10 protein-coding genes and 2 pseudogenes are annotated in these 11,105 nt (G+C 70.7%); 7 read left to right on the top strand and 5 right to left on the bottom strand.

Annotated elements, in window-relative coordinates:
• A pseudogene (locus IEZ03_RS00600) lies at nucleotides 1-275 on the top strand (hypothetical protein); the annotation flags it as partial.
• Between the two features lie 213 nt (nucleotides 276-488).
• A complete protein-coding gene (locus IEZ03_RS00595; protein ID WP_184883071.1) occupies nucleotides 489-1,529 on the top strand; it encodes a right-handed parallel beta-helix repeat-containing protein in 1,041 nt (346 codons plus the stop codon).
• A 66-nt stretch (nucleotides 1,530-1,595) separates the two neighbouring features.
• On the opposite strand, the gene IEZ03_RS37375 is transcribed toward IEZ03_RS00595, so the two are convergent.
• A complete protein-coding gene (locus IEZ03_RS37375) occupies nucleotides 1,596-1,991 on the bottom strand; it encodes a glycoside hydrolase family protein (protein WP_229807886.1) in 396 nt (131 codons plus the stop codon).
• A 68-nt stretch (nucleotides 1,992-2,059) separates the two neighbouring features.
• Nucleotides 2,060-2,500: pseudogene (locus IEZ03_RS39000) on the bottom strand (glycoside hydrolase family protein); the annotation flags it as partial.
• Nucleotides 2,501-2,590: 90 nt separating this feature from the next.
• On the opposite strand from IEZ03_RS39000, the gene IEZ03_RS00585 reads away from it, so the two are divergent.
• From IEZ03_RS00585 to IEZ03_RS00575, 3 genes are all read left to right on the top strand, one after another.
• The gene (locus IEZ03_RS00585) at nucleotides 2,591-3,265 is read left to right on the top strand and encodes a hypothetical protein (RefSeq protein WP_184883072.1); all 675 of its coding nucleotides are present in this window, start codon (nucleotides 2,591-2,593) and stop codon (nucleotides 3,263-3,265) included.
• A gap of 76 nt (nucleotides 3,266-3,341) precedes the next feature.
• On the top strand, nucleotides 3,342-4,343 hold the full coding sequence (locus IEZ03_RS00580; RefSeq protein ID WP_184883074.1) for a sigma-70 family RNA polymerase sigma factor: 1,002 nt from the start codon (nucleotides 3,342-3,344) through the stop codon (nucleotides 4,341-4,343).
• A gap of 61 nt (nucleotides 4,344-4,404) precedes the next feature.
• Nucleotides 4,405-4,809 (top strand): nuclear transport factor 2 family protein, encoded by a 405-nt coding sequence (locus tag IEZ03_RS00575; RefSeq protein WP_184883076.1) that lies wholly within the window; start codon nucleotides 4,405-4,407, stop codon nucleotides 4,807-4,809.
• A 91-nt stretch (nucleotides 4,810-4,900) separates the two neighbouring features.
• On the opposite strand, the gene IEZ03_RS00570 is transcribed toward IEZ03_RS00575, so the two are convergent.
• From IEZ03_RS00570 to IEZ03_RS00560, 3 genes are all read right to left on the bottom strand, one after another.
• Nucleotides 4,901-6,067, bottom strand: coding sequence for an epoxide hydrolase family protein (locus tag IEZ03_RS00570; RefSeq protein ID WP_184883078.1), 1,167 nt, complete (start codon nucleotides 6,065-6,067; stop codon nucleotides 4,901-4,903).
• Between the two features lie 371 nt (nucleotides 6,068-6,438).
• A complete protein-coding gene (locus IEZ03_RS00565) occupies nucleotides 6,439-7,044 on the bottom strand; it encodes a DUF6082 family protein (RefSeq protein ID WP_184883080.1) in 606 nt (201 codons plus the stop codon).
• 207 nt (nucleotides 7,045-7,251) lie between these two features.
• On the bottom strand, nucleotides 7,252-8,853 hold the full coding sequence (locus IEZ03_RS00560) for a serine/threonine-protein kinase (protein WP_184883082.1): 1,602 nt from the start codon (nucleotides 8,851-8,853) through the stop codon (nucleotides 7,252-7,254).
• A 159-nt stretch (nucleotides 8,854-9,012) separates the two neighbouring features.
• Between IEZ03_RS00560 and IEZ03_RS00555 the strand changes: the two genes are divergently transcribed.
• Both IEZ03_RS00555 and IEZ03_RS00550 read left to right on the top strand, forming a co-directional pair.
• Nucleotides 9,013-9,783, top strand: coding sequence for an MBL fold metallo-hydrolase (locus IEZ03_RS00555; RefSeq protein ID WP_184883084.1), 771 nt, complete (start codon nucleotides 9,013-9,015; stop codon nucleotides 9,781-9,783).
• Between the two features lie 171 nt (nucleotides 9,784-9,954).
• Nucleotides 9,955-10,956: an endonuclease/exonuclease/phosphatase family protein gene (locus tag IEZ03_RS00550; protein WP_184883086.1), complete on the top strand. Its 1,002-nt coding sequence runs from the start codon at nucleotides 9,955-9,957 to the stop codon at nucleotides 10,954-10,956.
• Nucleotides 10,957-11,105 lie beyond the last annotated feature (149 nt).

The raw sequence follows: 11,105 nt of genomic DNA, 5'->3' as shown, positions 1-11,105 counted from the left end.
TCCCGGTGCTCTTCTCGCTGCCCCTGCTGCTGCTCGCCGTGCCCGGGCTGGTGCTCGCCGCGCGCCTCCCCTCCGGCGGCCGCGGCGTGCACACGGGGGCCGTCGTCTACGAGGCGCTCTGGATCGTGCTCGGCGGCGCGGCATTCACGGGACCTTTGCGCGCCCCATTGGGCGGGCCGTCTCCGGTGATGCTCTTTTTGTTCATTTCGATGCTCGCGGCGGCGTACGTCCTGGTGGTCCTGCTCGCCCCGAATGGACGTTCGCGCTTCCGCTGAGACGCACGACCGCGCCCGCCGGTTGTCCGGCGGGTTTCCCCGAAGCCGTCTGCGCTCTCGAAAGGGAAGGCAAAATCGCGGCCGCTTCCCGGCCGTTTACCTTTCCCGCCCGCATCGCATCACCTGGGCGGTCCAGGATGGGCGAAGAATTGCCCGGCCACGACAGAGGGCGGGCGATTTCCAGTCGGCAGCATTAGAAACGGGGGAAAAGGGATGAGGCGGACTCTCGCGGTCTCGCTCGGCACGGCGGTCGCGTTCGCGGCTTTCATGCCGGCCGGTCACGCGGCCACGGGCGCGCGGATTCACGTGGTGAAGCCGGGGCGCTCGATCCAGAAGGCCGTCAACAAGGCTCGGCCCGGCGACGTCATCCAGCTCAAGGCGGGGCGCTATGACGGGGGAGTCCTCGTCCGCAAGCCGCTGACGATCCGCGGCGCGGGCAACAAGACCGTGCTGCGCCCGGGCCGCAACGACTACTGCGCCAAGGCCGGGCAGCCGGGAATGGGCATCTGCGTGATCGGCCGCGCGGGGCACCCGGTCCGGAACGTGACCGTCAAGAAGCTCAGCGTCCAGCACTTCAGGGAGACCGGCGTTCTCGGCCTCCACACCGACCGGCTCACGGTGGAGCACGTCCTGGCCAAGAGGAACGGCGAGTACGGCATCGCGGAGTTCAGCTCCACCCGCGGCCGTTTCGTCCACAACTGGGTCCAGCACTCGGGTGAGCACGCGGGCCTGTACGTCGGGGACATCGCCAACGCGCACGGCACGGTCGTCGCGGAGAACCACGCCTCGGGCAACGCGATGGGGCTGCTGATCCGGCACGCCCGCAACGTCAAGGCCTACGGCAACACGTTCGTCGGCAACTGCGCCGGGGTCCTGCTGGTGGACGACGGCCAGCCCGGCGGGCAGGGCCACAACGCGCTCTGGAAGAACAAGATCTCGAAGAACAACCGGAACTGCCGGCCGTACGGCCCGGTCCCGGCGCTGAAGGGCACCGGCATCCTGCTCTTCGGCGGCGACCACAACAGCATCAAGAAGAACGAGGTGACGTACAACCGCGGCAGGCTGCCCTACTCCGGCGGCATCGTCCTCTTCCGCGGGGTCCCGCCGCAGAACCGGCCGGCCCGCTTCAACGTCGTCGAGGCCAACCGCGTCCTCGGCAACGCGCCGTACGACCTGCTCGACAACAGCGGCAGCCGGACCAACAAGTTCCGCGCCAACCACTGCAGGACCTCCAAGCCGCGCGGGCTCTGCTGACCCCGCCGCGCTTCCGGGGGACCACGCCGCGACCGGCGTGGTCCCCTCTGCATTTCGCCCCCGGCGTCAGCCGGTCACGCGGAAGGTTGCGTCGCCCCTGGCCACGGCGTCGCCGATCGGGTCGAGGCGGAGCAGGTGGTTCAGCACGAAGCCGTGGCGCTTGCGCGTGCCGCCCAGGTCGTAGCCGCCAGGCCGCGCGAAGTTGCGCGTGCTGCCGAGGTTCGACGACGTCAGCGGCATGTAGCCGCGGCCGGTGGCGTACTGGTCGAGCCACAGCGTCCACTCGTCGCGGTCGTTGAACTTCGCCCACATCGGCCCCTCGACGTCGCCGCCGGTGAGGCCCAGGTGCGACAGGTCTCCGAGCCGCGTCCACGAGCCGAGGATCGAGTTGGACGCCTCGATGGTGAGCTGGCCGTCACCGGAGGCCCGGTAGTACCGCCACCCGCCGGTCCGGTCCGGCACCTCGATGATCTGGGGCGGTCGATGTAGATCTGCGGCGCGGTGACCGTGCGGAAGTCGGTGGTGCGCGCGTACCAGATGCGGTGCTTCCTTATCCCGTTCACCGTGGAGTTCGTCGCCCAGTAGAGGACGTAGCCCCCGGCCGCGGGATCGTAGATGGCCTCCGGCGCCCACGCGTTGCCGGCCCCCGGGATGGCGCCCGCCACGTTGAGCAGCCGCGGCGACGACCAGTTCACCAGGTCACCGGACTCCCAGACCACGATCGAGGTGCTGCCCCGGTTCGCGGCGTCGTCCCAGGAGGTGCCGGAGGCGATCCGCAGGTCCGTCGCGATGATCCAGTACCGGTCGCCCGCGGGGGAGCGGACGACGACGGGGTCGCGGACGCCCCGCGTGCCGACCGTGGAGACGAGGACGGGCGAGCCGTTGTTCAGGTCGGTCCAGTGCAGGCCGTCGTCGCTGTGGGCGAGGTAGATCTGCTCGCCGTTCGCCGACTCTCCGGTGAAGTGCGCCATGAGGTACCCGGCTAACACAAGGGCCCGGCCGCTTGATCACGGGCAGTTCCCGTTTTCCGCCATGATGGTCACCCACCGGAACGGAGACGCATGACCTCGACTACGGCCGCGCCCACCGACGCCGATCGGCGCGCGCGGCGCTGGCTCGCCGCCTGCGCCCTCGCCTACGGCCTCACCCACCACATCGGGTTCGGCCTCGCCTGGCTCGGCACGGTCGGCGACACCCGCTGGGCCGACTGGGCCGACGTCCTCACCCCCTACGCCGTCCTGCTCACCGCCGCCGCCGCGCTCCACGCCGGCCGGGCCGACCACCGCGGCTGGGTCCTCTACCTCGTCGGCGCCATCACCTACGTCGAGGGGCACGGCATCCACCTCGCCGCCAACTCCGTCGGCAACGACACCCCCGGAATCGCCGTCGTCCACCTGTGGGACGAGGTGGCCGGCCACTACATCTGGTACGCCGGAGCCGCCCTCGTCGTCGCCGCCCTCGCCCGCGCCCTCGCCCGCCGCCCGGCCCCGCCCCCGCTCCCGGCGCTGGTCCTCGCCCTCCTCGTCGCCGTCACCTGGACCACCAACTCCCTCGAAGGCGGCACCGCCTTGATGGGCCTGCTCGTCGCCGCGGCCTTCACCGTGTGGGGCCTGCGCACGCGGCACCACCTCGGACGTACCCTGATCCCCGCGTTCGCGCCCGCGTTCGTCGCGCTCACCGCCTGGGGCCTCTGGCACCGCGGCTTCCCCCAGCCCACCGAACTCGGCTGGCTCTGACCCGGCCGCGCCGCGGCCGGCGCGATGGATGCGACGATCAGCCTGGGAGGGCCGTCCGGTCGGCCATACTCGTGCCATGGACCAGGGGGAACCGACTGCCGAGGCCGAGCTGGTGCTGGCCGCCCAGGACGGCGACCGGGAGGCGTTCGGCCGCCTCGTCGAGCCCTTCCGGGACGAGCTGCGGGCGCACTGCTACCGGATGCTCGCCTCCGTCCACGATGCCGAGGACGCCGTCCAGGACACCCTCGACCGGGCATGGCGGAGCCTTGGCGGCTACGAGGCGCGCGGATCGATCCGGCCCTGGCTCTACAGGATCGCGACGAACCGGGCGCTGACGCTGATCGAGCGGCGCGGGCGGCGGGAACTGCCCACCGACATGAGCCCGGCGGGCGCACCGGCGGTCGAGACGGCGTGGGTGGAGCCGTACCCCGGGCGGTGGATGGCCTGGACGGACGACCTCGATCCGGAGGCCCGCGTCCTCGCGCGGGAGAGCGTGGAGATCGCGTTCGTCGCCGCTCTGCAGCACCTGTCCGCCGTTCAGCGGGCCGCCCTGCTGCTCTGCGATGTGCTCGGGTACCGCGCCCGCGAGGCCGCCGACGTCCTGGACACGACGACGGCCGCGGTCAACAGCGCGTTGCAGCGGGCGCGGAAGTCCGTCCCCCGCACCGGCCAGCAGCGGACGCTGGACGCGATCGGGGAGGCCGCGCAGCGGGACGTCGTCCGCCGGTACATGGCGGCGTGGGAGGCGCGGGACGTCGACTCCATCGTGGCGATGCTCACCGAGGACGCCAGGTACTCGATGCCGCCGCTGGCCGCCTGGTACGAGGGGCACGCGGGCATCCGCGCCTTCCTGGTCGAGGGCCCGCTGACCGGGCGCTGGCGTTTCCTGCCGGCGCGGGCGAACGGGCAGCTCGCCTTCGGCACCTACATGTGGGACGAGGCCAAGGCGTCGTACATCCCGGCGGGCCTGGACCTGCTCGTGCTGCGCGGCCCCCGGATCTCCGAGGTCGTGTCCTTCCTGGACGCCGACTTCTCCCTGTTCGGCCTTCCCATGGAACTGGCCGGCCCGCCGCGATGATTTCGCGGCCCGGCCCGGGTTGTAGTCCCGACGGACAAAAACGAGCCGGAAGGGCACGACAATGCAGACCGACCAGGAACAGATCCGCGCTCTTATCGAACGCTGGGCCGAGGCGGTCCACATCGGCGACATGGACCAGGTCCTGCGGGACCACGCCGAAGACATCGTCATGTTCGACGTCCCGCCGCCCTACGAGGGAGTGCGCGGGCTGGACGACTACCGCCGGACGTGGCCGCCCTTCTTCGAGTGGCAGGCCCAAGGCGCCGCCTTCGAGATCGAGTCGCTGGACGTGATCGCGGGCGATGACGTCGCCTTCGCCTACGCCCTGCTGCGGTGCGGCACCAAGGAGGAGTTCGAGACCGACCCCGACAACCGGCTGCGCCTGACCCTCGGCCTGCGCAAGCAGGACGGCCGCTGGGTCGTCGCCCACGAGCACCACTCGTTCCCCCACGTCTCCGCGAATTAGGGCGGATCCTAGGAGCCGTCTGATCGACGAAGGGGCCGGAGACTCCGGATGACCGCCCGTCCTGCCGGGCGGTCATCCGGTTGCGGGGCCGTCAGCGGAGCGGGCGGAAGAACGCCCGGACGTCGCCGGTGAGCAGATCGGGCCGCTCCATCGCCGCGAAGTGGCCGCCCTCGTCGAAGTCGGACCAGTGGACGATGTTGTTGCCCTGCTCGGCGTACCGGCGGATCGCGATGTCCTCGGCGAACGCGGCGACCCCGGTCGGGGTGGTCGGGGGCGCGGTGTCCCAGCCGCCGGCCGCGTGCATGTTCTCGTAGTACATGTTGGCGGCCGAGCCGATGGTGTCGGTGAGCCAGTAGAGCATGACGTCGGTGAGCATCCGGTCCCGGTCGATCGCGGCCTCGGGCAGGGCGTCGGATGGGTACGTCCACTCCTTGAACTTCTCCACGATCCACGCGAGCTGCCCGGCGGGGGAGTCGGTCAGCCCGTAGGCCAGGGTCTGCGGCCGGGTCGCCTGGATCTGGAAGTAGGCGCTGCCGTCCGCCGTCCAGCCGGCGAGCCGCTCCAGCCGCGCGAGCTCCCGGTCGTCCAGCCCGGCCTTCTCCTCGTCGGACACCTCGCCGTACGGGATGAACCCGTAGGTCGCGGCGTTCACGTGCACCCCGACGACGCGCCCCGCGTCGATGCGGCCCAGCTCCGGCGCGACGAACGCGCCCATGTCGCCGCCCTGCGTCCCGTACCGCTCGTAGCCCAGCCGGCTCATCAGCTCGGCCAGCGCGCGGGCGACGCGGTCGGTGCTCCAGCCCGCCTCCCGGGTCGGCCCGGAGAACCCGAACCCGGGCATGGACGGGATGACGACGTGGAACGCGTCGGCGGGGCCGCCGCCGTGCGCGCGGGGATCGGTGAGCGGGCCGATCATGTCGAGGAACTCGACGACCGACCCGGGCCAGCCGTGGACGAGCAGCAGCGGCAGCGCGTCCGGCTCCGGCGAGCGGACGTGCAGGAAGTGGATCGGCTGCCCGTCGATCTCGGTGATGAACTGCGGGATCTTGTTCAGCTCGGCCTCATGCGCGCGCCAGTCGTAGGAGGTCCGCCAGTACTCGGCGAGCTCCCGCAGGTACTCGACGGGGACCCCGCGCTCCCACGGCTCCCCGGGCGCCGCGGCCCCCCACCGCGTACGCCCGAGCCGCTCCCGCAGATCATCCAGTTCCGCCTCCGGAACCTCGATCCGGAACGGCCGGATCTCACCGGCACCACCCATGACGCCCTCCTCAACGGAACGGATCGTTCTGTTCTCATCATATCAGAACAGAACCATTCATTCCGTTCGGAGACGGTAACGAGCGGCTAAGGTCGTCCGGGAGGGAAGGGGCGGTGCTTTGACCGTCGGCGGGGCGTGCTCTTGCGGTGACGGCTCGGCGCTCGACCGGGCGACCATCCCCGGACTCCAGCGGTGCAGGACGCGCGGCTGCCTGAATGCGGTCGCGCTGACGGAGGCGTATCTCGGCAGGATCGGCCGCCTGGACGGAGCCGTGCGAGCGGTGCTGGCGCTGGACCGACCGCGCTCGCGCAGGCGGCGGCGTCCGACCGCCGGCGGGCTGCGGGGGCCGCTGGACGGGATCCCGGTGCTGCTCAAGGACACCATCGACACTGGCCCGGCGGGCGTCGCGCTCGATCGACGACCTGCTCACCCGGCACCGCCTCGACGCCATCGCCGCGCCCACCAATCCGCCCGCCGGGCCCATCGACTGCCGCACGGGCGACGACGGCTTCCCCCCGACCTCCACGGCGGGCTATCCCCAGCGTCTCGGTGCCCGCGGGGTTCGTCGGGCCGCTCCCGGTCGGCGTGTCCTTCATGGCCGGACGGCGGGCCGACGCCTTGGCCCACTGCAGTTCCGGACCCTCCAGCTGCATTCGGACGAGCTTGAAGTGGAAGGTGCGGACGGCCTGGGCGCGGTTCGTCCGGGAGTCCTTGGCGCCGAGCAGCAGCGAGACGGTGATGCCGACCAGCGACACCGCGGTGAGCAGGGTCGCCGCCGCGCCGTGGGCGTCACCGATGGCGCCGATCTCGTCCCACTCCACACCCCCGGCCACGCCGAGCCGGTAGAGCATCACCGGCGAGGCGGCGACGAGCCCCATGCCGAGGAACAGCAGCGCCGCGCCCCCGCCCAGCGGCCACCGTCGAACCTGCTGCCGCTCACCGCGCTCCCAGAACGAAACATTGGGCACATCCGCCATTACCGCTCTCCTGACCGCACCCGACGACGCCTACGGCGGGACCCGGACCCGCCGCCCGGCATTGTCCGCTAATGCGACGCCTCGTCCAACGGCCGGTTCCAATGGCCCGCCCACGCCAGAAAATGCACCCACGGCAAGACCGAATACGCATTTTCGGAGTCGACTGGAATTGTCAGCGCAGAAGCGCCCCGGCCGGAGGCGGGTCCCTCAGGTCCACTTGGCGCGGGCGAGGATCTGCGCGAGGCCGGGGGTGTCCCACTCGTCGACTATGAGGATCCGCGACTGCGGCAGGTACCACAGGCGCTGGACGAAGAAGACGTCCCGCGCGCGCATGCCGCCCGCAACGAAGTCCGCGCACTGCATCCGCCACTCGCGGTATTCGGCGGTGCGGTCGCCGACCTTGGCGAACGCCTGGTTCAGCAGCCGCACGCCGCTCGCCGACGGGATGAGGGGGCGGGGAGGGCAGATGTGCGACGGGTCGGTTCCCGGATGCCACGCATAGGCGGGTTCGTAGCTCTCGATGGCCGTCGTCGGGGGCGGGTCCACCCACTTGGAACCGAGCACCTGAACCATCGGACAGGCCTCGCCGCGGTACTCGGTGGGCGCACACTCACCGGGCACCCGAACGCGGTATCCGCCAAGCTCGCCCTCTATACGGGTGACCCTCCAGGACTTGGGGGCGGTGATCGTGAAATCGCCGAGATCCAGCCGCTTGCCCGTCGGGCTGGGAGTCGCGGCGACGGCCACCTGCGATTCGGCCGGTTCAGGCAAGGTGGCCTGGTAGACGCCGACGCCGCCGCCCACGGTGGCGGTCACGACGGCGGCGCCCGCCACCGTCGCGCCGGCCTTGGTGCCCAGCGCGGACAGCACGCCCGTCGTGCCCGCCGTCGCGGTCGCCGCGCCTCCGGCGCCCGCCCCGGCCGACGTCAATCCGGCGGCCATCAGCGGGAACAGCGCGGCCAGCGCGACGGCTCCGCCGGCGAGGGCGCGGATACCGCGCCCCTCCCAGTCCGCCCCGTACGCGGCACGGGCCGTTTCCTCCAGCTCCGCCGCGAACGCCTCGGCGTCCTCGGGGCGCTCGGCGGGCTCCTTGGCCATTCCCCTGGCCACGAGCCCCCGCAGCTTCTCGGGCACGTCCTCGACGGGAACCGGCGCCGACAGGTGCCCGGCCCTGATCGCGGCCCGGCCCGCGGCCCCTTCGGCGGGCGGATACGGGCGGCGGCCCGTCACGCATTCGAAGAACACGCAGGTGGCGGCGTAGACATCGGTGGCGGGGGACGCGGGACCGCCGCGCCACTGCTCGGGTGCCATGTAGTGCGGCGTCCCGGCGCGGCTGCCTTCCCCCGACCACACCGCGACACCGAAGTCGATGAGTTTGCTGCACCCGTCGGCCGGGACGATGACGTTGGCGGGCTTGTAGTCGCGGTGGACGACCCCTACCTCGTGCGCGGCCGCCAGTCCCCGCAGGGAGCCCTTCAGCACGGTCAGCGCGGCCTCGGGCTCCAGCGTCCCGTGGTGGCCGAGGACCCTGGTGAGGGGGACGCCGTCGACCACCTCCATCACGATCGCGATACCGCGCTCGTTCTCCACCAACCGGTACAGGCGCGCGACGTGCGGGCTGGCCACACGGCCGAGCATCTGCGACTCGCGGCGGAACCGCTCCCTGCTGTCGAGGCCGGCATCGGCGGGGAGGTACTTGATCGCGACCGGGGTACCGGCCTCCACGTGCCGGGCCAGGACCACCCTGCCCTGGCCGCCCCGGCCGAGTTCCCGCACTTCCTGGAAGCCCTGGACCTGCCAATCACTCACGTATCGCCTCCAATTGCCCGGCCGAGGACGGCGGTAAGGCCATTATCAAGGTCGCGACCTCGATGTCGCCGCCCGCTCGGTCGCGAACATGACCGTGCATGGCCGCGGCGCGGTTTCGTGCGGAACGCGTATGTTGATCACCCGTTCTAGACTTCGCGGATGGCGAGGGAGAATCTCAGTCTGACGGTTTTGGGGTCCGCGACGCCGTACCCGAGCGTGGGGAACCCGTGCTCCGGCTACCTGGTGTCCGGCGCGGGCGCCAGGGTGTGGGTGGACGCGGGCACCGGGACGCTGGCCGAACTGCAACGGCACGTCCGGCTGGACGAGTTGGACGCGATCTGGATCTCGCACCTGCACGCCGACCACAGCGCGGACCTCCTCACCGCCTACTACGGCGCGCTCTACGCCGACATCCGCCTCGCTGCCCCGATCCCCCTGTACGGCCCGCCGGGCATTGCCGATCGGCTGGCGCACTTCCTCACCAACACCTCCGTCCGCAGCCCCGTCGAGTCCGCCTTCGCCATAGAGGAACTGCAGGACGGGCATTCGACCCGAATCGGCGCGCTAACACTGACCAGCCGGGCGGTATCGCACGGCATGCCGGCCTTCGCGCTGCGCGTCGAGGGCGAGGGCGGGTCACTGGTGTACTCCGGGGACACGGCTCCCTGCCCGGCGCTGACCAGCCTGGCCGAGGGGTGCGACGTGCTGCTGTGCGAGGCCGACAGTGCCGAGATCCCGGCCACGGGGGAGCAGGTCCACCACACGCCGGAGAACGCCGGTGACACCGCCCGCGCGGCCCAGGCGAGCCGGTTGATCGTCACCCACGTCGGACGTTCCCTCACTCCTCGGCAGGCGGTGGCCGCTGCCTCGACCCGCTTCGACGGCCCCACCGTCTACGCCGCTCCAGGCGAGACCTTCCGGGTCGGCTGAGCGACCGCGACGGGCTCCGCAGCGTTATATGGCTGGCCGAATTGCAGTCGATGGGCGGTTGTAAAACCCGTCGATGACCATGATCGGCCAGTAACGTGACGGCCCACGGTTGGATCCGCACACTGAGCCTGCCCATCGGGGGCATTCCGATTCAGCAGGTGGGAGCTCCCAGTGCGAAGAGTAAGGGCGACGCTGGCCGTCGCCGTCATCATGATCATGGCGTTCGGCCTTGCCGGCATTCCCGGGTATGCCGAGAGTGCACCACCGGTCACGTCCGGTCCCACGACGCGGGTCATCGAGGCCGCCGACGGGAAGCCGATGGTCCTGGAGTACACGCCCGCGAACGTACAGCGACCGCAGCCATCGGCGTCCAGTCGTGCCGCTGCGCTCCTGGAGATCCCCATCCAGCACTACAACATCTGCGCTGGAAACGACTCGTGCGTTGAACATCCGGTGCTCAAGGACCGGGCAAAGAACCTGGTGGCCTTTTTCAAGGGCACCGACAGCCCCTGGTTCATCTCGCTCAACGAGGTCTGCCGGCAGGATTTCGAGGACCTGGTCACCAGGACGGGCAGCCCGGGCACGATGGTCGTCAGCCTGCCCGAGAACACCAATGATTGCGGAGGCGAGCCGTTCGGTAGTGCGATCCTGCATCCGGGTGGTGTCAAAGTGGACGGCATCGCGCGCTACCTCCCGTCGCGAGATGAGGGCCTGGACTGCACAGTAGACGAGTGCCGCACCATGCTCTGCCTCAAACTGCAGACCTATATCGGGGTCATGACGGTCTGCACGACCCACCTGGAGAATGAGGAAGAGTGGGCGAGACCGCAAGCCGCTGAATACCTCGTGATGGCCACGGCGTACGCGGCCGGACAAGCGAGAGTACTCGCCGGCGACTTCAATCTGCTGCCCGTTGATCTCCGTGACGCGGTTCCCGCATACTTCACGGGCATGCAGGATCTAGTGGCCCAGGACAAGGGGACAATGCCGACTTGGAAGGACCACGACGGCGAGCCGGAAACCTACCCCCGGGCGGCCACTCCCGACGGGCATGTCGACTACATCTGGGTCGACCGCACGGGTAAGCCCACTACGAAGGCGCCGTACTGCCCGACCGACCCTCTTGCCAGCGATCACTGCTACACCTCCGGCACCTGGGTGCACACTCTGTGACCAGGTAAGGGAGCGATCCGGGCACGGACGGACGTCGAAAAGGCGCCGCCTGACGACAGGTCGTCGTCAGGCGGCGTCATGTCCTTGAGCTACGGCAAGGGCCGGCCCTTCGGTGCGCACCCACCGTGGAACCAGTGAAGCGCCGTGCG

Source organism: Actinomadura livida, from assembly GCF_014648675.1.
Taxonomy (GTDB): domain Bacteria; phylum Actinomycetota; class Actinomycetes; order Streptosporangiales; family Streptosporangiaceae; genus Spirillospora; species Spirillospora livida.
This window is presented reverse-complemented; position numbering and strand designations above follow the sequence as displayed.